This is a genomic window from Martinezella tropici (assembly GCF_008370325.1).
Lineage (GTDB): Bacteria > Pseudomonadota > Alphaproteobacteria > Rhizobiales > Rhizobiaceae > Rhizobium > Rhizobium tropici_B.
In genome coordinates, this window is the sequence record NZ_VNIP01000010.1 from 356446 (window position 1) to 375991 (window position 19546).

Annotated in this window: 21 protein-coding genes; 11 read left to right on the forward strand and 10 right to left on the reverse strand. The window is 60.2% G+C overall.

Going from position 1 to position 19546, the window contains the following annotated elements; genetic code table 11:
• Nucleotides 1-62 precede the first annotated feature (62 nt).
• Nucleotides 63-1121 carry an aldo/keto reductase gene (locus FP026_RS20550; protein ID WP_149636448.1) on the forward strand — a complete coding sequence of 353 codons (1059 nt, stop codon included), beginning with the start codon at nt 63-65 and terminating at the stop codon, nt 1119-1121.
• Nucleotides 1122-1140: 19 nt separating this feature from the next.
• Here FP026_RS20550 and FP026_RS20555 read toward each other — a convergent pair whose 3' ends face one another.
• On the reverse strand, nt 1141-2370 hold the full coding sequence (locus tag FP026_RS20555; protein WP_149636449.1) for a PLP-dependent aminotransferase family protein: 1230 nt from the start codon (nt 2368-2370) through the stop codon (nt 1141-1143).
• A 243-nt stretch (nt 2371-2613) separates the two neighbouring features.
• On the opposite strand from FP026_RS20555, the gene FP026_RS20560 reads away from it, so the two are divergent.
• Genes FP026_RS20560 through FP026_RS20570 form a run of 3 tightly spaced genes read left to right on the forward strand, consistent with a single transcriptional unit; the run spans nt 2614 to nt 3813 of the window.
• Entirely contained in the window at nt 2614-2823 is a 210-nt protein-coding gene (locus FP026_RS20560; RefSeq protein ID WP_149636450.1) for an AbrB/MazE/SpoVT family DNA-binding domain-containing protein, read from the forward strand.
• On the forward strand, nt 2823-3203 hold the full coding sequence (locus FP026_RS20565; protein WP_149636451.1) for a type II toxin-antitoxin system VapC family toxin: 381 nt from the start codon (nt 2823-2825) through the stop codon (nt 3201-3203). Before FP026_RS20560 ends, FP026_RS20565 begins: the two co-directional genes overlap by 1 nt.
• 1 nt (nt 3204) lies before the next feature.
• The gene (locus tag FP026_RS20570; protein ID WP_149636452.1) at nt 3205-3813 is read left to right on the forward strand and encodes a class I SAM-dependent DNA methyltransferase; all 609 of its coding nucleotides are present in this window, start codon (nt 3205-3207) and stop codon (nt 3811-3813) included.
• An 82-nt stretch (nt 3814-3895) separates the two neighbouring features.
• On the opposite strand, the gene ilvC is transcribed toward FP026_RS20570, so the two are convergent.
• The 3 genes from ilvC to FP026_RS20585 all read right to left on the reverse strand — a co-directional run bounded on the left by ilvC (nt 3896) and on the right by FP026_RS20585 (nt 6725).
• Nucleotides 3896-4915, reverse strand: coding sequence for a ketol-acid reductoisomerase (ilvC, locus tag FP026_RS20575; protein WP_149636453.1), 1020 nt, complete (start codon nt 4913-4915; stop codon nt 3896-3898).
• A gap of 44 nt (nt 4916-4959) precedes the next feature.
• Nucleotides 4960-5610: a TetR/AcrR family transcriptional regulator gene (locus FP026_RS20580; protein ID WP_149636454.1), complete on the reverse strand. Its 651-nt coding sequence runs from the start codon at nt 5608-5610 to the stop codon at nt 4960-4962.
• Between the two features lie 206 nt (nt 5611-5816).
• Nucleotides 5817-6725 (reverse strand): AraC family transcriptional regulator, encoded by a 909-nt coding sequence (locus FP026_RS20585; protein ID WP_149636455.1) that lies wholly within the window; start codon nt 6723-6725, stop codon nt 5817-5819.
• Between the two features lie 200 nt (nt 6726-6925).
• Here FP026_RS20585 and FP026_RS20590 point away from each other — a divergent pair, with 200 nt between their 5' ends.
• Nucleotides 6926-7969: an NAD(P)-dependent alcohol dehydrogenase gene (locus FP026_RS20590; RefSeq protein WP_149636456.1), complete on the forward strand. Its 1044-nt coding sequence runs from the start codon at nt 6926-6928 to the stop codon at nt 7967-7969.
• Nucleotides 7970-8024: 55 nt separating this feature from the next.
• Here the strand turns inward: FP026_RS20590 and FP026_RS20595 are convergent, their stop codons facing one another.
• Together FP026_RS20595 and FP026_RS20600 are read right to left on the reverse strand one after the other, a co-directional pair.
• The gene (locus tag FP026_RS20595) at nt 8025-9287 is read right to left on the reverse strand and encodes an NAD(P)/FAD-dependent oxidoreductase (protein WP_149636457.1); all 1263 of its coding nucleotides are present in this window, start codon (nt 9285-9287) and stop codon (nt 8025-8027) included.
• A 106-nt stretch (nt 9288-9393) separates the two neighbouring features.
• The gene (locus FP026_RS20600; protein WP_149636531.1) at nt 9394-9858 is read right to left on the reverse strand and encodes an Lrp/AsnC family transcriptional regulator; all 465 of its coding nucleotides are present in this window, start codon (nt 9856-9858) and stop codon (nt 9394-9396) included.
• A gap of 161 nt (nt 9859-10019) precedes the next feature.
• Here FP026_RS20600 and FP026_RS20605 point away from each other — a divergent pair, with 161 nt between their 5' ends.
• The 5 genes from FP026_RS20605 (at nt 10020) to FP026_RS20625 (ending at nt 14322) form a co-directional block, all read left to right on the forward strand.
• Entirely contained in the window at nt 10020-10739 is a 720-nt protein-coding gene (locus FP026_RS20605; protein WP_149636458.1) for an aspartate/glutamate racemase family protein, read from the forward strand.
• Between the two features lie 71 nt (nt 10740-10810).
• A complete protein-coding gene (locus FP026_RS20610) occupies nt 10811-11740 on the forward strand; it encodes a bifunctional helix-turn-helix transcriptional regulator/GNAT family N-acetyltransferase (RefSeq protein ID WP_149636459.1) in 930 nt (309 codons plus the stop codon).
• A gap of 86 nt (nt 11741-11826) precedes the next feature.
• Complete coding sequence (locus tag FP026_RS20615; protein WP_149636460.1) at nt 11827-12333, forward strand: GNAT family N-acetyltransferase; 507 nt, start codon at nt 11827-11829, stop codon at nt 12331-12333.
• A 91-nt stretch (nt 12334-12424) separates the two neighbouring features.
• Complete coding sequence (locus FP026_RS20620; RefSeq protein ID WP_149636461.1) at nt 12425-13042, forward strand: TetR/AcrR family transcriptional regulator; 618 nt, start codon at nt 12425-12427, stop codon at nt 13040-13042.
• Between the two features lie 53 nt (nt 13043-13095).
• On the forward strand, nt 13096-14322 hold the full coding sequence (locus FP026_RS20625; protein WP_149636462.1) for an MFS transporter: 1227 nt from the start codon (nt 13096-13098) through the stop codon (nt 14320-14322).
• Between the two features lie 90 nt (nt 14323-14412).
• Here FP026_RS20625 and FP026_RS20630 read toward each other — a convergent pair whose 3' ends face one another.
• Both FP026_RS20630 and FP026_RS20635 read right to left on the reverse strand, forming a co-directional pair.
• Nucleotides 14413-15660, reverse strand: a complete 1248-nt coding sequence (locus FP026_RS20630) for an FAD-dependent oxidoreductase (RefSeq protein WP_149636463.1) — start codon at nt 15658-15660, stop codon at nt 14413-14415.
• Between the two features lie 9 nt (nt 15661-15669).
• Nucleotides 15670-16089 (reverse strand): winged helix-turn-helix transcriptional regulator, encoded by a 420-nt coding sequence (locus FP026_RS20635; RefSeq protein WP_149636464.1) that lies wholly within the window; start codon nt 16087-16089, stop codon nt 15670-15672.
• Between the two features lie 138 nt (nt 16090-16227).
• Between FP026_RS20635 and FP026_RS20640 the strand changes: the two genes are divergently transcribed.
• The gene (locus tag FP026_RS20640; protein WP_149636465.1) at nt 16228-17115 is read left to right on the forward strand and encodes an SDR family oxidoreductase; all 888 of its coding nucleotides are present in this window, start codon (nt 16228-16230) and stop codon (nt 17113-17115) included.
• A 248-nt stretch (nt 17116-17363) separates the two neighbouring features.
• Here FP026_RS20640 and FP026_RS20645 read toward each other — a convergent pair whose 3' ends face one another.
• Together FP026_RS20645 and FP026_RS20650 are read right to left on the reverse strand one after the other, a co-directional pair.
• Nucleotides 17364-18116, reverse strand: coding sequence for a pyridoxine 5'-phosphate synthase (locus tag FP026_RS20645; protein WP_149636466.1), 753 nt, complete (start codon nt 18114-18116; stop codon nt 17364-17366).
• 154 nt (nt 18117-18270) lie between these two features.
• Nucleotides 18271-19398: an ATP-dependent DNA helicase gene (locus FP026_RS20650; protein WP_149636467.1), complete on the reverse strand. Its 1128-nt coding sequence runs from the start codon at nt 19396-19398 to the stop codon at nt 18271-18273.
• Nucleotides 19399-19546: the final 148 nt, after the last annotated feature.

Here is a 19546-nt window from a genome sequence, read left to right on the forward strand (position 1 = left end):
ATCGCCATCAGGCGCTATTTCTTGACGTACGTATTTCAGACGGGATCGAGGAGGATAGATCTATGGAATATCGCTTGCTTGGCCGCTCCGGCCTCAAAGTTTCCACCATCACCATGGGCACCATGACTTTCGGCGGCGTCGGCTGGGCAAAAACCGTCGGCGATCTCGGCGTCAAGGAAGCCAAGAAGCTCGTCGACATGTGCGTGGATGCCGGCGTCAACCTGCTCGACACGGCTGACGTCTACTCACAAGGCGCATCGGAGGAGATTCTCGGCGAAATCATCGGCGGCCCGCGCAAGAACGGCGTGCTCATCGCCACGAAGGCGCGCTTCCCGATGGGGCTTGGCGTCAACGATGCCGGCTCATCCCGCCAACACCTCATCGAGGCCTGCGAGGCAAGCCTGAAGCGTATGAAGACCGACGTGATCGATCTCTATCAGCTGCATCAATGGGACGGACAAACGCCGCTGGAAGAGACGATGGAAGCGCTCGACACACTGGTTCGCCAGGGCAAGGTCCGCTACATCGGCTGCTCGAATTTTTCCGGCTGGCACATCATGAAGGCGCTCGGCGTCAGTGAGCGCGACAGACGTGAACGTTTCGTCAGCCAGCAGATCCACTATACGCTGGAAGCCCGCGACGCGGAAAACGAGCTGGTTCCGATCAGCATCGACCAGGGCCTCGGCATTCTCGTCTGGAGCCCGATTGCCGGCGGCCTGCTTTCGGGCAAACATCGCCGCAATCAGGCAACGCCGGAGGGTACGCGCCAGTTCGCCGGCTGGACGGAGCCGCCGATCCGCGATGAAAACCGCCTGTGGAATATCGTCGATACGCTGGTGGAGATCGCCGATGGCCGCGGTATTTCGGCCGCCCAAGTGGCGCTTGCCTGGCTCATCGGCCGCAAGGGCGTAACCTCGGTCATTATCGGCGGCCGCACGAAGGCTCAATTCAAGGACAATCTCGCCAGCGCCGAGCTGAAGCTAACCGACGAGGAGCGCAAGCGGCTCGACGACGTGAGCCTGCAGCCGCTGATGTATCCCTATTGGCACCAGCGCAACACGGCCAGCGACCGGTTGAGCGAGGCCGATCTGGTGCTGATCAGCCCGCATTTGGCGAAGTGAAGAAAACGGCGATAGTGGCTCAGGCCGCTATCGCCCCGATCTCATCAGCAATCAACTTGCCGAGCCGAGAGATACCCTCTTCGATCATCTCGTCATTGGCGCAGGAGAAGCTGACGCGAAAGGTATTCGCACCGCTGCCGTCGGCAAAGAAAGCCTGACCGGGCACGAAAGCGACCTTCGCCGTCTCCAGTGACCGTGCGAGCAGCTTGGCGCCATCCATACCCTTCGGCAGGGTGACCCAGACAAACATGCCGCCTTGCGGCTTCGTCCAGCTCGTGCCGTCAGGCATGTATTTCGCAAGCGCCGCCAGCATGCAGTCGCGGCGGCGGCTATAGGTCTTGCGGACCTTGGCGACCTGCGCATCGAAACCGCGCTCGGCGACCTGATGGATCGCGATCTGGTTGATCGTCGAAGAATGCAGGTCGGCCGCCTGTTTCATCAACACGAGCTTGCGGATGACGGGCGCATTGGCGACGATGAAGCCGACACGAAGGCCGGGTGCCAACGTCTTGGAAAAGCTGCCGCAATAGATCGTCCGCGTGTCGTTGATGCTGCCTTTGCGAGCGATTTCCAGGGCCAGGATCGGCGCGACCGGCTCGCCGTCGTAACGCAGCGATTGATAGGCGGCGTCTTCGATGACGGCGATGTCGAGCTCTTCGGCAAGGTCGAGCAGTTTCTTGCGGCCGGCCAGATCGACGGTCTCGCCCGTCGGATTGGCGAAGTCGGCCGAGAGATAGGCGAACTTCACTCTGCCGCCAGCCTGCGAAGCGGCAGCTCGATAGGATTCCGGCGTACGGTTGCCGTTCGGCGTCAGCTGATCATAGGTCGGCTCATAGGCGTTGAAAGCCTGCAGCGCGCCAAGATAGGTCGGCGCGGTGACCAGCGCCGTATCTTTCGGCGACAGGAAGAGCTTGCCGAGATAATCGAGCCCCTGCTGCGAACCGGAAACGATGAAGACGTTTTCGAGCTCGCAGGGAATGCCGAGCGCGCCCATCTGTCCCACAAGCCATTCGCGCAGCGGCTTGTAGCCCTCGCTGACCGAATATTGCAGCGCCGCATTCACCGTCGGGCCGGAAAATATATCGGCATAGGCCTGCTTGAATTCGGCATCCGGAAACAATGCCGGATCGGGAATGCCGCCCGCAAAAGAGATGATATCCGGCCGCTCCAGCAGCTTCAGCAGCTCACGGATTTCGGAGGCGCGCATACGGCTGGAGCGCGTCGCAAAGATATTTTCCCAATTCAACATGGGGCTTCCTCGTAATTTTTGGTCTTTCCGACACAAGATCACGCAACAAAAGATAAGTCAACAATACTGACCTAATTTGTTTGTGACTATGACAAGGAATTGAGGTTGAACGATAGAAATAGGCCTTTCCCTCCAATGTGGCATCCGTTCAAAATCTCCAACTCTCCGCCCCCAAGGGACCTACACATTCCTCTGTCCAAATGCTATTCTTACGCCATATCAATCGATAGGAAAAACGTAAGAATGGCGACGGCGACTCTCTCCTCAAAGTTTCAGATATCGATCCCAAAGGAAGTGCGCGACCAGCAGCACTGGAGTGCGGGGCAGGAGTTCGTCTTCATTCCCAAGGGCAAGGGCGTGCTCGTTATGCCGGTTCCGACATTGGAAGATCTCAGAGGCATGGCGCGAGGCGCAAACCCCGAAGACTATCGCAATCGAGACGACCGATACTGATGCGTGTGATCGATAGTTCCGCATGGATAGAGTGGCTTCTTGATAGCCCAACTGGACAGCAGCTTTCCGATCAGATTCCGAAACCGCACGACTGCATTGTTCCGACAATGGTCCAGCTTGAACTTTCAAAATGGCTTCTTCGCGAAAAAGACGAAGACGTTTTGGACAACTTCATCGCCTACACGATGCTATGTAACGTTACGCCATTGGACACGGCTATAGCCCGGCGCGCCTCTGAGATTTCGACACAGCATAAGCTCGCAACCGCCGACGCGATCATCTATGCAACCGCTCTTCATCTCGATGCTGATATCCTGACTTGTGATGCTCATTTCAAGGGATTGGAAAACGTAATCTATTTCCCGAAGACGAGTGGCTGATATGGCAAGAGACGACCCCACGTCCTCCTTCTACGATCACAGCGCCGCCATCTACGCTGCGCGCGATCGCAGCCTGCCGCAACGCCGGCTCGATGCCTTCCTGAATGCCCTCCCCGCCGGCGCATCGATTCTCGAACTGGGCTGCGGCGGCGGTCAGGACGCAGCCTACATGATCTCGCAGGGCTTCAACGTCACGCCCACAGACGGTTCGCCGGAAATGGCCAAGCAGGCCGAAAAGTTGATCGGAAAGCCGGTGATCGTTCGCAGGTTCGAAGAATTGGAGGACGACCAGCTCTACGACGGCATTTGGGCCGAAGCATCCTTGCTGCATGTGCGGCGACCGGATCTTCCAGGGATTTTCAACCGCATCCGCAAGGCTCTGAAGGACGGCGGCCTATTTCACGCCAGTTTCAAGGCGGGAGAAGCCGAGGGATACGACAGCTTCGGCAGATACTACAACTACATCTCGACCGACGGGCTTAACGATCTGCTCATCTCGGCCGGATGGAAGGACATTTCGCTCAACGAAACCGATGGCGGCGGCTATGATGGCAAACCGACAAGATGGCTGCGGATGAGGGCAAGGAGAAGCATTAGATCGGCCACATGAGCCGTAAACACGTCCTGAAACGTTTAGGGCCGGGGAAGTCTCCCTCCCCGGCCCCTTTTTATTGCGCTACAGTGCCGAAAGCTTAGTTGACCGACTTGTCGACCAGCTTGTTCTTGCCGATCCAGGGCATCATGCCGCGCAGCTTGGCGCCGACTTCTTCGATCTGGTGGCTGTCGTTGTTGCGGCGGATACCCTTGAAGCGGGCAGCACCGGAACGGTATTCCTGCATCCACTCGGAGGTGAACTTGCCGGTCTGGATGTCCTTGAGGACGCGCTTCATCTCAGCCTTGGTTTCTTCGGTGATGATGCGCGGACCGGTGACGTATTCGCCCCACTCGGCCGTGTTCGAGATCGAGTAGTTCATGTTGGCGATGCCGCCTTCATAGATCAGGTCGACGATCAGCTTCACTTCGTGCAGGCATTCGAAATAGGCCATTTCCGGCGCGTAGCCAGCCTCGACCAGCGTTTCGAAGCCGGCACGGATGAGCTCGACTAGACCGCCGCAGAGAACGACCTGTTCGCCGAAGAGGTCGGTTTCGCACTCTTCGCGGAAGTTGGTTTCGATGATGCCCGAACGGCCGCCGCCGACGCCGCAGGCGTAGGAGAGAGCGAGTTCAAGGGCGTTGCCGGAAGCGTTCTGGTGAACGGCAACGAGGCAGGGAACGCCGCCACCCTTCTGGTATTCGCCGCGAACCGTGTGGCCCGGGCCCTTCGGAGCGATCATGACGACGTCGACCGAAGCCTTCGGCTCGATGAGGCCGAAGTGAACGTTGAGGCCGTGTGCGAAGGCAATCGCAGCGCCGTCACGGATGTTCGGAGCGATGTCAGCCTTGTAGATGTCGGCCTGCAGTTCGTCCGGGGTCGCCATCATCATCAGGTCGGCCCAGCCGGCAGCTTCGGCAACGGTCATAACCTTGAAGCCATCGGCTTCCGCCTTCTTGATCGTGGGCGAACCGGCCTTGAGCGCGATCACGAGGTTCTGTGCGCCGCTGTCCTTCAGGTTCAGCGCGTGAGCGCGGCCCTGGGAACCATAGCCGATGACGGCGACCTTCTTCGACTTGATGAGGTTGAGATCGGCATCACGATCGTAATAGACGCGCATTGTTTGTCCTTCCCTTTGCTTGTCTGGGTGCAGATTTTAAATTGTCAGACGGTCGCTGCTGCTTCCGCCAATACCTTCTCCGTGCCGTAAAGCTTGAGGAAGGCGCTGATCGCCTTCTCCGCCTGACGGCTCGTATCCTTCAAACCGGGCTCGCCGAGCAGCATGCGAACATGCAGATCGGAGACGATGAGCCCGTAAAGCGTGTGATATGCCTCGTCGGCATCGATAAAGCGCAACAACCCTGCCCGCTTGCCGGCATCGATGAGGCCGATGGCCCGGCGGTCGATCTGCCGACGCCCGCGCTCCAGCAGCAGCTTGCCGAGCTTGGAGCCGTCGCGGTTCGACTGGCCGATCGCCAGGCGATTCAAAGCGAGCGAGACGTCGCCGGCGAGCACTTCCAGCAGGTCGCGCGCGAAGATTACCAGATGATCATGCAGGCTCGCCGCATTCAGCCGCTCGCCATTGCGCTCGAAGGTACGCACCTTGCTGGCTTGATAGGTGATCATCGCCGAGAGCAGGCCGTCGCGGTCGCCGAACCACTTGTAAAGGCTTTCCTTGGAGCAATTGGCGGCGCGCGCGACGCCCGAGGTCGTCAGCGCCTTCTCGCCGCCGTCGACGAGCAGACGCAGCGCCTGTTCCAGAACGGCGTTCTGGCGCGGCGAAAACTCGCTCGACTGTCCTACTTCGCTCAGCACGATGGCCACTCCCAAATGCGTACCGTACGGTACGGTTCGTGGTGCTTTATGCAGGACACCAATGCGGCCGTCAAGCGGAATTCGTTGCTGCACTGCGCCAAAAGAGAGTGCTTGTCAGGGCAGCTATACCCGGAACGGGGGCAACTACCACGCCTCAGTCAGTTGATCGAGAGAACTTGACGCAAACGATTGGTCGGAAACGTCGCCTATTCGGCCGCCACCGCATTGTTGCGCATGGCCTCGACATCCTTCAACGGTGGAAGACCGTAGAGACGGCTATATTCACGGCTGAACTGCGAAGGGCTCTGATAGCCGACGCGATGGCCGGCCGATCCGACGTCGAGCTGCTCGACAATCATCAGCCGCCGCGCCTCATGGAGCCGAAGCTGCTTCTGATATTGCATCGGCGATAGTGCCGTAACAGTCTTGAAATGGTGATGCAGCGAGGAAACGCTCATGCCGACGCGCTCGGCGAGTTCTTCGATGCGCAACGGCTGCGTATAGTTGCCCCGGAGCCAGGCGACGGCACGCGCCACCCGGTTGCTCTGGCTCTCTGCCATGGCGATCTGCAGCAACCGAGGGCCGTTCGGACCGGTCAGCAGGCGATAGAGGATCTCCTGCTCGATCAAAGGCGCCATTGCAGGAATATCTTCGGGCCGATCAAGCAATCGGAGCAGGCGCAGCGAGGCATCAAGCAGTTCCGGCGAGGCGGCATTGACCGCAATTCCGCGCACAGGCTCGGTCAACGCCTGACGCGGAATGCTGACGCGCGACAGGAGCTCCTTCAAGCGTTCGCTGTCGAGCGCCATGCCAAAACAAAGATAAGGCGTATCGCTGCCGACATTGGTGACCTGCGTCGAAACCGGAAGGTCGAGCGCGGTCAAAATATACTCGCCGACGCCGTAATTGTAGGTCTCGGCGCCAATTGTCAGGTTCTTGCGCCCCTGAACCACGATTGCAAAACAGGGACGATAAGCCCCATGCTGCCACACGGTCGCGGCTGACTGCCGATAGAGATTAAGATTGTCTATCGGCGTGCGATGTTCGCCGTCGCTCGTGGCGAAACGTGCAACGATCGACGCGAGTTCCTGATTGGGATTGAAAGGCAGTGTCATGCGCAACCAACTGTTTTCGAGCAGATATCGATGTCTATCTAGATAACACCGTTTGATCGCGAAAGACCTGCCGCGCATTTAGATTCGCAGGATCGTACATAAAGCTTGCAGGATCGCTCTAACGCTGTGGCCCGGTCCTGATGCATGGTGGGCCATCCAAATTCTACCCCAACCCATCCGAAAAGATAAGGAAATCTCCCATGCCTATCGCAAAGGGTTATGCAGCGACCGATGCGTCCAAGCCGCTCACACCATTCACTTTCGAGCGCCGCGACCCGAACGCGGACGACGTCGTCATCTCCGTCAAATATTGCGGCGTTTGCCATTCCGACATTCACCAGGCCCGCAACGAATGGGGCGTTTCGAAGTATCCGATGGTGCCCGGCCATGAAGTTGCCGGCATCGTGACCGCCGTCGGTTCCGAGGTCACGAAGTTCAAGGTCGGCGACCGCGTCGGCGTCGGCTGCTTCGTCGATTCCTGCACGACCTGCGCCACACGTGATCTGGATTACGAACATTACATGCCGGGTCTCGTCCAGACCTACAACGACGTCGAGGCCGACGGCAAGACGCCGACTTTCGGCGGTTATTCCGACTCGATCGTCGTCAAGGAAGGCTATGTCCTCTCCTTCCCCGACAATATCCCGCTCGACTCGGGCGCACCGCTGCTCTGCGCCGGCATTACGCTCTTTTCGCCGCTACGCCACTGGAAGGCTGGCCCAGGCAAGAAGGTCGCGATCGTCGGCATGGGCGGCCTCGGCCACATGGGCGTGAAGCTGGCCCATGCCATGGGTGCCGATGTCACGGTTCTCAGCCAGACGCTGTCGAAGAAGGAAGACGGCTTCAAGCTGGGCGCGAAGGACTACTACGCCACCAGCGACGCCGAGACCTTCACGAAGCTCGCCGGCACCTTCGACCTGATCATCAACACGGTTGGTACAGCGATCGACTGGAACGCCTATCTCAACCTGCTGAAGTATGATGGCAGCATGGTGCTGGTCGGCGTTCCCGAGCATGCCGTTCCGGTGCATGCCTTCTCGCTTATTCCGGGCCGTCGCAGCCTCTCCGGCTCCATGATCGGCTCGATCAAGGAAACCCAGGAAATGCTCGACTTCTGCGGCGAGCACAACATCGTCTCAGAGATCGAGAAGATCAGCATTCAGGATATCAACGAAGCCTATGAGCGCGTGCTGAAGAGCGACGTGCGCTACCGCTTCGTCATCGACATCGCTTCGCTGGCGTAAGCGCTGCCGCGCAACAACTCATACGAAAAGGGCAGCCGCTGCGGCTGCCCTTTTTTCATTCCTCACGCATGGTTTCCTTCTGCGTGATCAGCCGGGCGCTGTGCTGCCGGCTGATATAGATCCAAAGCCAGCTCCAGGCGACGGCGATGCGCCAGCGGACGCCGATCAGGAAATAGATGTGGGCGAGGCCCCAGACCCACCAGGCAAGCCATCCCCTGAGCTTGATCCAGCCGAAATCGATGATCGCCGCACTTTTGCCGATCGTCGCCAGGCTGCCTTGATGGCGATAATGGAACGGCCCGGGCGCCGGCCGGCCGGCCAGCTTCGCCTTGATCACCTTGGCAACGTAAGCCCCCTGCTGCTTGGCAGCCGGAGCGATCCCCGGCACCGGGCTGCCGTCGTCGCGCAGGACGGACGCCGTATCGCCGATGATGAAAATATCTTGCTTGCCCGGCGCCCGCAGCTCCTTGTCGACGACGGCCCGGCCAGCGCGGTCCGCGGGGATATCGATCCATTTCGCAGCCGGTGATGCCTCGACGCCCGCAGCCCAGACGATGGTGCGGCATGGCACGAAGGCATCCCCGATCGTCACACCCTCGGCCGAGCAGAAGGTGACCGGCTTGCCGAAGCGGACTTCGACACCAAGCTCTTCGAGCTCCTTGCGCGCATAGTCGGACAGGTCTTCGGCGAAAGCAGGGAGCACGCGCGGCCCGGCTTCCACGAGAATGATCTTCGCTTTGCGCGTATCGATATTGCGGAATTCCCTAGGCAAGGTCGTCCTTGCCAGTTCCGAGATGATGCCGGCAAGCTCCACTCCAGTCGGTCCCGCGCCGACAATGACGAAGGTCAGGAGCGACTCGCGAACGGTCGGATCCGTTTCCATCTCCGCCTGCTCGAAGGCCAGCAGCACACGGCGGCGGATGGTCGTCGCATCCTCCAGTGTCTTCAATCCCGGCGCCACCGGCTCCCACTCGTCATGGCCGAAATAGGCATGAGTGGCGCCGGTCGCCAGCACCAGCGTATCGTAACCAATCTTCTGTCCATTCTTCAGAAGGACTTGATGTGCTTCGCTGTCGACGCCGACGACCTCGGCCAGGAGCGTCGTCACTTCGGGACGGTCCCTGAAGAAATTGCGGATCGGCCAGGCAATCTCGGATGTCGCGAGCAAAGTGGTCGCGACCTGATAGAGAAGCGGCTGGAACAGATGGTGATTGCGCCGGTCGATCATCGTGACGCGGACGGGAGCGCCTTTCAGATCGTTGACGCACTGCACACCGCCGAAACCGCCCCCGACAACGACAACGTGATGATCCTGCATAGCAACACCTCATGGCTACGTTTCGCCGAAAACGTAGGGTTGAGCAAAGGAAGCAGCAACCATCTTTTATGCATGGCACCTCTGCGGCTGTCACGCGCCACTGCGCCTACCGTGCGTATCCGACCGGAACGGACGCCCCGCTTTTCAGCTCCTCCATGGAGATCGATGCAGAAACATCGAACAATTCGACCTTGCGCACGAGCATCTTGTAGATGACGTCATAATGCTCGACACGCGGCAGCACGATCTTGAGTATATAGTCGTAGTTCCCGGTAAGCCGATGCGCTTCAACGATCTCCGGGATGTCACCGATGACCTTACGGAAAGATTCGATCCACTCGTCGGCATGATGCGCCGTCTTGATCAGGGCATAGACGGTGGTCGGCACCCCCATCTTTTCACGATCCAGCACGACAATGCGCCGAGCGATATGCCCGCTCTCCTCCAGCCGCTGGATGCGGCGCGAACAGGCAGAAACCGATAAAGCCACCCGATCGGCAAGCTCCGTCACGGATATGCCGGCATCGGCTTGCAAAAATTCGAGAATCTTTCGGTCGCGCTCGTCAAGCATGTGCAGCATTCCTCTTTCTGGCGCCTTTATTTTGCACAAAAATCGAAAAGTGCGCAAACTATTGCAAGCAAACTTTGATAAGCTTCAAAAAATGCAAACACGCGGCGGCTGAATCGCAGCAATATTCCTCCATTCACACATTAGGAGCGGAGAACAGCATTATGCGCACCATTGGCCTGATCGGCGGCATGAGTTTCGAAAGTTCGGCGGTCTATTATCGCCTGATCAATGAAATGGTCCGCGAGCGGCTGGGCGGCCTCTCCTCGGCCGAAATGGTCATGTACTCCGTCAATTTCGAGGAAATCGTCGCGTTGCAGAAGGCAGGGCGCTGGAACGATGCCGCCGACCGGCTCGCCGATGCCGCCCAGCGCCTGGAAGCCGCCGGCGCCGAATGCGTGCTCATCTGCACCAATACCATGCACCTGATTGCTCCCGAAGTTGCCGAGCGCGTTTCCGTGCCGCTCATCCACATCATCGATGAAACCGCCGCAGCTTTGAAGGCCGCAGGCCGGGTCAAGCCTTTGCTGCTCGCCACCCGCTACACGATGGAGCACGGCTTCTACGCCGAGCGCATGGCTGAGAACAGCGTCTCCATCATGGTCCCCGGCCCCGAGGATCGCACGGTGACGCACGACATTATCTTCAACGAACTCTGCGCCGGCATCATCAAGGACGAGTCGCGTCGGAAGCTGAACGGCATCATCGAGCGCGCCAAGGCGGAGGGCGCTGACAGCGTCATTCTCGGATGCACCGAGATCTGCCTCATCCTCGATCCCAAGGCGCTGATCCTGCCCGGTTTCGACACGACGACGATCCATGCCGAGGCGGCCGTCGACTTTGCGCTTGCAAATGAAAAGAGCAGCAAGAGCTGCGCTGCTTGACCGCAACCAATTTTCTTGACTGAGTCCAATAAATAACCAACATCGTCTCCTATATCTGAGGAGACGATGCCATGAGTCCTGCTGCCGAATTCGCGACCGTCGATGCCGTCCGCGACTTCAACCGCTTCTACACGAATTTTCTCGGCGTCCTGAACAAGGCCTATCTCGACAGCCCCTACACGCTGACGGACGTGCGCGTGCTGTTCGAAGTCGGCTTCCGCGGCGGCGTCGCCGCTTCGACCCTGACACGCGAGCTTCATCTCGATCCCGCCTATCTCAGCCGCATCGTCAAGCGCTTTCGCGAGGATGGGCTGATCGAAACGACGCCGGATCCGACCGACGCACGCAGCCAGATCATAAAAGTCACCGAAAAGGGACAGGTGCAGTTCGAGGAATTTGTCCGCCGCTCGCGCGCGCAGATCGCCGGCTATTTCGAAAAGCTCGCGATCGGGGAACCCGAACGCGTCGTTGCGGCAATGCAGACGATACAGGACACGCTCGCCACGGACCGAAGCACGGCATCCCCCGCAATCATCCGCAACCACCGGCCTGGAGACATGGGCTGGATCGTGCAAAGCCAGGCGCGTTTCTATACGGAAGAGTTCGGCTGGGACGACCGCTTCGAAGGGTTGGCGGCGGAAGTCGCCGGAAAATTCCTCTCCAATTTCAACCCACAGAAGGATCGCTGCTGGATCGCCGAGCGAGGCGGCCTGAATGTCGGATCCGCCATGATCGCCGATGGCGGCGACGGCGTGGCAAAGCTCAGGCTGCTCTATGTCGACAAGGCCGCACGCGGCCTCGGTCTCGGCAAGCTGCTGGTTGACGAATGCATCCGCTTCTCACGCAACGCCGGCTACGGCAAGCTTTCGCTCTGGACCAACGATATCCTCGATACGGCAAGGGCGATCTACATCAAGGCGGGCTTCAGGCTGATCGCGGAAGAAAAGCATCGCATGTTCGGCCCTGAACTGAATGGCCAGACCTGGGTGCTCGATCTGTAAATGTCGTTGGCGGCGCATGCAGATAGACAGGCTCACAGTTGAATCATATCCTCGCTGCATCCCTGATTTGCATCGAGTTGTTTGTCATGAGCCCCGACACCGAAATCCGGATAGAACCCATATCGGCCGAGCACATCGAAGGCTTTCACAAGGCGCTCGATACGGTTGCGTGCGAGCGGGAATATCTGTCGCTGCTCGAAGCCTTCCCGCTGGAAGAGACGCGCTCCTTCGTGCTCGGCATGATCGAGAACGGCAATCCGCAATTCGTCGCCTTGGGCGATGGCAAGGTAGTAGGCTGGTGCGATATCAGCCGCCATGGCTTTCCCTCCCATGCCCACGCCGGCAAGCTCGGAATGGGCATTATCCCAGCCTATCGCGGCCAGGGAGTGGGGCGTCGATTGATAGAAGCGACGCTGCAGGCCGCGCGCGATGTGGGAATAGAACGCGTCGAGCTCAGCGTCTATGCCGACAATGGCAGAGCCATAGCGCTCTATGAGAAGGTCGGCTTTGTCCGCGAAGGGCTGGCGCGCAAGTCCTTTCGTATAGATGGACGCTATAAGGACGCGATCCACATGGCATTTTTTCACGAATAGCGGGACCAGCAACAGTCACCATTCTCGCAATGTCTTGCTGCGATGCAAAAAATCACTTGATTTGGAAACGATCATTTCCTAAAAGGGTGGTATGATAACAGAGACGCTCGACATCGCACCGAAGTCCCGTGGACGCCCGCGCGAATTCAACATGGATTCCGCGCTTGACGAAGCGCTGCGCGTCTTTTCCGAACGCGGCTACTATGCCGCCTCGATCAGCGAATTGACCGAGGCCATGGGCCTGACAGCCGGGAGTGTCTATAAGGCCTTCGGCGACAAGCGCGGGGTGTTCCTTGCCGCTTTCGACCGCTATCGCTACGTGCGTCAGCGATTGATCGACGAATCCCTTGCCAAAGCTCCGAACGGATACGAGAAGCTGCGTATTTTGGTGGCATTCTTTGCAGAGGCTTCGTGCGGTGAAATCGGACGCCGTGGCTGCCTCGTGGTCGGCAGCGCGACCGAGCTTGCGCTTTTCGACGAAGAGGTCGCCGGCCGTGTCGGCGTGGCCTTCGATTTCGACGAAAGGCGCATCCTGGATCTCATCCGCCTCGGTCAAACCGATGGCTCGGTGGCGAAGCATGTCGACCCTGAAAGCACCGCCTGCGCCTTGCTTGCCCTGACCAAGGGCATGCGCGTGATCGGCAAGACCGGCCGTAAGACCGAACATATGCTCGCCGTCGCCGAGACGGCCATGAAACTACTGGACTGATTTTCATCGAATTATCGGGGAACGCACTCCCCTGCCCGCATCGAGGACGAGATATGCCCGCAACTGCCGCCGCCAGACGGGAGAGCACGCCGCTCCCGGAAAAGACCCTTTCACCGCTTCTCACATTCATGTTCGCCGCCGCCTGCGGGCTGGTGGCCGCCAATCTTTATTATGGCCAGCCGCTCGCCGGCCCGATCAGCCAGTCGCTCGGCTTCACCCCGGCCGCCACCGGCCTCATCGTCACGCTGACGCAGATCGGCTACGGCCTCGGCCTCTTGCTGATCGTGCCGCTCGGCGATCTTCTTGAGAACCGCAGGCTGGTGCTGACCCTGGTGGCGCTCGCCGCCGTCGCCCTTGTCGGTGCCGCCTTCGCCTGGTCGCCGTCGCTGTTCCTGCTCGCTTCGCTCTGCATCGGCCTGGCATCCGTCGCGGTGCAGGTCCTTGTTCCCTTCGCCGCCCATATGGCGCCGGACGCCAGCCGCGGCGCTGTCGTCGGCAACGTCATGAGCGGCCTGCTCGTCGGCATCATGCTGGCCCGCCCCGCCGCAAGCTTCCTGTCCGAGCTTCTCTCCTGGCACGCGGTCTATATCATCTCGGCCGGCATCATGATCGGGCTGATGGTCATCCTGCGCCTCGTCCTGCCGACCCGAGTACCGCACACCAAGCTGCACTACGGACAACTGCTTTCTTCCATGGGCCACCTCGCGCTTCGCACGCCTCTCCTGCAGCGGCGCGCACTGTATCAAGCCTGCATGTTCGGCGCCTTCAGCCTCTTCTGGACGACGACGCCGCTGCTGCTGGCGAGCCCCGCCTTCGGCCTGACACAGAATGGCATCGCCCTCTTCGCGCTGGCTGGCGCAGCAGGCGCAGTCGCCTCGCCGATCGCCGGACGCGTTGCCGATCGTGGCTGGACCAAGCTTGCCACCGCCTTCGCCTTGGTGCTTGCGATCGTCGCCTTCCTGATCGGCCATTTTTCCGGCAGCGGTTCGGTGCTGGCGCTCATCACGCTGACGCTGTCAGGCATCATGCTCGACTTCGGCGTCCAGACGAATCTCGTGCTCGGTCAACGCGCCATCTTCGCGCTCAGCGCCGAACATCGCAGCCGGCTCAACGGCCTCTACATGGCGACCTTCTTTGCCGGCGGCGCCCTCGGCTCCGCGCTCGGCGGCTGGGCCTATGCTACCGGCGGCTGGAACATGGCCTCCTGGATCGGCGTCGCCTTCCCGGTCATCGCGCTGCTCGCCTTCCTGACCGAGAGCAATTCCAGGAAAAGTGCGTAGCGGTTTTCCGTCCGGAATTGCGCAAAAACAAAGGGACAGAGCATTTTCGCGATTCGAAGAAAAGCGGAAAGGCTCGAGAACAAGAACTGATCAAGACGGCTGCGGCACAGCCTGCCGCAGCCAGTCGCATTCCCGCAAGCCGGCACCGTTGAACGGGTCGACCAGCGTGCCGGAAACGATACCCGCCAGGATCTGCGGCGCGGGAGGCACCCTGGCGATGGTGGCAACCAGCCGGTCCCTGATCCAGGCCAGCGCCGCCGAATCCGATTGGTAGAAGGGTGTGAAGGCGGCCGAAAGCAGCTGGAACAGCCGCACATGCATCCGCCGCGCTCTCGCATAGGCGGCAAGAGCCGCCTCTATGGTTTCATATCCAGCAAGCGCATGCGCAAGCGCCGCGACATCGAGCAGAGCCATATTGGCACCCTGCCCGAGCTGCGGGCTGGTAGAATGCGCCGCGTCGCCGACGAAAACCGTTCGCCCGCTATAGGGCACTGTCATGGTGCGATGCGCGTAACGCGCCAAGGTCAACTGATCCCAATCAGTGATCTGCTCCAGCAACGGCTCGCATTCCGGCCAATAGCCGCGGATCGTCTGTTTCCAGCGCTCAAGCCCATGTTTGCGCACCTCATCGGCATCCGCAACTTTCAGGCTCCAGAACAAGGCCGCCTGCTTCTGCATATCCGGTCGTCTCCTGCCGATCGGCAAGACCCCGATCATCACACTCGCCTTGTCATAGTGCTGCGTCAGCGCCGCCTGATCGACCAATCCGTCGGGACAGTCGAGCGTTGCCCAGAAAGCGCCGTAGGCGAGGTTGCGCGCACGCGGTGCGACGGGCGACGCCGTTACCAGTTCCGAGCGCGCACCGCTGGCGTCGATGACGAGATCATAAGGTCCGAGACGCTCACCGCCTTCGACGGAGAGAAAGCTTTCACCACCCTCCTCCGTCACGCCGATGACCCGCTGACCGGTATGGATCGGATGTTGCCGCGCGGAAACCTCATCATAAAGCGTATCGAACAGGGCCGCACGATGAACGCCAAGCCCATAGCGGCCGCCGGGCAGCGCATTATAGCGCACATCGAGAACGATGCGGCCACGGGTGGTTTCCGTGCCGAACAGCCGGTCGATGCGGTTGCCGGCGGCATGAATGGCCGGACCGAGCCCGAGCGATTCCAGCACGGTCAATCCGGTCGGCTGCAACATGAGCGCCGAGCCGACGGGGGCCGGTCTACCAAACCGTTCGATGATATCGGTCGTGTGGCCGGCACGGGAAAGAAAGAGAGAAGCGGCAAGCCCGGCAGGCCCGGCGCCGACGATGGCGATCTTCAACGGATTCACTGTTAAGGCTCAGTCCGGCGATTGATCGAAACGGGCTCTTGCGGCCTTGACGGCCTCATGATTGGCCTCGGCCCAATTCAAAAGCTGCGCCAGCGGTTCGTATAGTGAATAGCCGAGATTCGTCATGCGATATTCGACGCTTGGCGGCTTCGTGGGAAAGACCTCACGGTCGACATAGCCGTCGCGCTGAAGGTCGCGCAGCGTTTGTGTCAGCATGCGTTGGGAGATATCGGGCACCAGACGGCGCAACTCGCCAAAACGGTACGGCCGTTTTGCCAGTGTTTCCAGCAGCAGCACCGACCACTTTCCACCGATCTGCGAGATCAGGTCACGCACCGGACAATTGCTGAAATCGAGATTGCTGAGATCGACGTCGCGTAACGGTGGATCTATGCTATCACGCAGATTGACGACGGTGCTGGCGACCATGCCGGTTCCCTTTTGGTAACTTGGAGCCAAAAAACTGCCTCCTTTACACCGCGAAGTCAATTCCTATTCTAGTGCTAGTCTCTTTTTGAGAGCGACAAGACCCCCGCGAATTTGCGGCGGTCAAACAAGGGAAAAAACATGAGCAGCACTCTTCTCGTCACCGGCGCCGCCGGTCAGCTTGGCCAGCGCGTCATTCATCACCTGTTGGAGACATACAAGGTCGCTCCAGGCCGCATCATCGCCGCCACGCGCAGCCCGGAGAAGCTTGCCGATCTCGCCGCCAAGGGCGTCATCACCCGCAAGGCCGATTTCGACGATGCCGCCACCCTGGCCGCTGCTTTCGCCGGCGTCGATCGCCTGCTGATCATCAGCACCGACGCGCTCGCCGTACCGGGCCTGCGCCTGAAGCAGCACACGGCTGCTGTCGAAGCCGCGAAGAAGGCCGGCGTCAAGCATATTCTCTACACCTCCATGCCGGCCCCGGAAGGTTCGCTCGTCAGCTTCGCGCCAGATCATCTCGGCACGGAAAACGCCATCAAGGCAAGCGGCGTCGGCTACACGATCCTGCGCGACGCGTGGTATTTCGACAACTACCTGATGGGCCTGCCGCACAGCCTCGAAACCGGCAAATGGTACACGGCAACCGGCGGCGGCCGCGTCAGCAACATCAGCCGCGAAGATTGCGCACTCGCCATCGCCTCTGCCTTGGCTTCCGACACGACTGACAGCGCCACCTACACACTGACGGGCTCGACCGCCGTCACCATCGAGGACGTAGCAAGCGTCGTCAGCAAGATCACCGATCGTCCGCTTCAGGTCGTGCAGGTCAATGACGAACAGTTCGCCGCAGGCCTTGCCGGCGCCGGCCTGCCGCCCTTCGTGGTCGACATGCTCGTCTCAGCCGACGCCAACACCCGCGCCGGCAAATTCGACATCCTCACCAACGATTTCAACAAGCTGACCGGCAAGGAGCCGCAGACGCTGCGGAGCTTCTTCGAGGAGCATAAGGCCGCGTTGGCCGGCTGAGTTATGGAAGAGGTCAGGTGAGGCTTCGTTCGCCGCACTCTTGTGCCTAGCCCCTCACCCTAGCCCTCTCCCCGCAAGCGGGGCGAGGGAGTTTTCATGCCTCACGCATGAACTCCAATCGAATGAGATAAGCACCGTTTGCGCGCTGTCGTCCCTTCTCCCCGCAAGCGGGGAGAAGGCTAGGATGAGGGGCCGGGCACTATGGCGCGTCAGTGACGCCCTCGCCCGACCAGCCAAGCCTATTCCTATCAAACCGTCTGACCACAAGCCCGGCGGAAGCGGCGCACCGTTTCGGCCATGCCGTATTCCAGCGCATCCGCCGTCAGCCCATGGCCGATCGAGGTTTCGGCGAGCTTCGGAATGCGCTTGAGGAGATCAGGCAGGTTGGCGACCGTCAGGTCATGACCGGCATTGACGTCAAGGCCGTTGGCGAAGGCGGCGTCGGCGGTCTTGCCGAGCGCTTCGAGTATGCCGGCAGCCTTCTGCAGGTCGTCGTAGCAGCCGCCATAGGGACCGGTGTAAAGCTCGATGCGGTCAGCACCGACCTCTCTGGCGATCTTTACGGCGTCGGCATCGCCGTTGCCATCGGCAAATAGCGAGACGCGGCAGCCGATCGTCTTGTATTTGGCAACGACCTCAACTAGCAGCTCGCGGTTTTTGCGGAAATCCCAGCCGTGATCCGATGTCGCCTGAGTGGGATCGTCAGGCACGAGCGTCACCTGCTCGGGTTCTGCCGAAGCACAGAGATCGAAGAATTCGTCGGTCGGATAGCCCTCGATATTGAACTCCGCCTCTGGAAACTCGTCATCGATCAGCGCGCGGATATCGGGCAGATCGGAAAAGCGGACATGCCGCTGATCGGGACGCGGATGAACGGTCAAGCCGCTGGCGCCGGCCGCCAGTGCAATGCGCCCCAAGCCCGTGACGCTCGGCCAGGGAAGATCACGCCGATTGCGCAGCATCGCGATGGCGTTGAGGTTCACGGAAAGCTTGGCGGGCATGATCGAAATCCCTGATTTTCAAAGCGGATGATAGCAGCCGTTTTAGGCCATGTTCACCAATAAAACCAACAGGATTCCGACATCGACCTATGCAAAACTTTGATGGGCGCATGCGCTATACGTCCCCGAGCGGTGACCAAACCTAAGAGCCGCCCTATCGAACGATGGTCAGCGTCTCAGCAGCGCGGGTAATGGCCGTATAGAGCCAGCGCTCGCGCGTATCGCGAAATGCCCAGCTCTCATCGAAAAGCACGACATTGTTCCACTGCGAACCCTGCGCCTTATGCACCGTCAGCGCGTAGCCGTAATCGAATTCGTCGTAGCGCTTGCGCGTCGACCACGGGATTTCGCCCTCGACATCCTCGAAGGCCTGCTTCAGGAGCTTGATCTTCGCCGCCCCGCGATCCATGTCGTCATCTTCCGGCCGCACCAGCAGATTGATGCCCGGCTTCGTCGTTTCCCGGGAAGAGGTCATGACCTGCCAGAGCGAGCCGTTGAGCAGCCCCTTGGCGGGGTCATTGCGCAAGCAGACCAGCTTGTCGCCGGATTGCGGATAGTCGGCCGTAAAACCCTTAAGCTCGCGCAGACGCTGATTGTAGCGCCGCCGCGTCCTGTTGGTGCCGACGAGAACCTGATCGGCTTCCAGCACCAGCGGCTGCGTGACCTCGTTTTTCGAGATTACCTGCGCGGTGCCGTAATCGCCGTGCATAATTTCCTTGCCCTCACGCACCTGCATGGCGAGCTGGATGATCGGGTTATCACGCGCCTGACGATGAATATCCGTCAGCAGATAATCCGGCTCCTCATTCGTAAAGAAACCACCGCCGGAAACAGGCGGCAACTGCCCGGGATCGCCGAGTACCAAAATGGGCGTTCCGAAGCTCATCAGATCCTTGCCCAGCGCTTCGTCCACCATCGAGCATTCGTCGACGATGATCAGCGCGGCCTTGGCGACCGGGCTCTGGCGATTGATGGTGAACATCGGCGCGATCGACGTCTTGCCCGTCTCCTCGTCCTCGACGGCTTCCTCGCCGCGCGGCCGGTAGATCAGCGAATGGATGGTCTTGGCATTGGAAGCGCCGCGCGAGCGCAGCACCTGCGCCGCCTTGCCGGTAAAGGCCGCAAACAGCACCTCGCCGTCCACATGCTCGGCAAAATGCCGCGCAAGCGTCGTCTTGCCCGTGCCGGCATAGCCGAAAAGGCGAAACAGCGGTGTGCGCCCCTCCTTCAGCCACTTGGCGACGGCCTTGAGCGCTTCATCTTGTTGCGGCGCGAATTGCATGGGCCGAATTGGCAGGATTCGGCCGCTGGAAGCAAGCGGTAAAAAATACCCGGCGAGCCGGGAATAAAATCAGACGTGCCGGTGTCTCACGTCCGGCAACGCAAAAAGCAAAGCCTGGATGATCCATCGTCCACCACCCGAGGAGAGA